Origin of the sequence: Cobetia sp. SIMBA_158 (assembly GCF_046566945.1) — a bacterium.
Lineage (GTDB): Bacteria > Pseudomonadota > Gammaproteobacteria > Pseudomonadales > Halomonadaceae > Cobetia > Cobetia amphilecti.
Genome location: NZ_JAWJYL010001103.1, coordinates 1 through 235 on the forward strand (window position 1 = coordinate 1; position 235 = coordinate 235).

General features: G+C 42.1%; 1 protein-coding gene. It reads left to right on the top strand.

Annotation, left to right across the window (positions count from 1 at the left end):
* Positions 1 to 234: ferritin-like domain-containing protein (locus R2R70_RS23200; protein WP_410979376.1), on the top strand; the 234-nt coding region annotated here is incomplete at its 5' end.
* Position 235 lies beyond the last annotated feature (1 nt).

A 235-nucleotide genomic window follows, 5' to 3' on the forward strand; every position in this document is an offset into this window, starting at 1 on the left:
GTACCAGAAATCATTGAGTGCAACCTACGCCTTGAGAGACAGAAGTTCGATATTATTACTGATGCCGTCACCTTGTGTGAGACAAAGTCTGACTATGTCTCTCGCCAGCTATTAGTCATACTAAAAGATGGCAATGAAGAGTATGAAGATTGGTTAGAGACGCAGCAGGACTTGATAGAAAGTATTGGTGTAGAGCGCTACATCCAATCGCAAATGAGTGATGATGACGCATAAT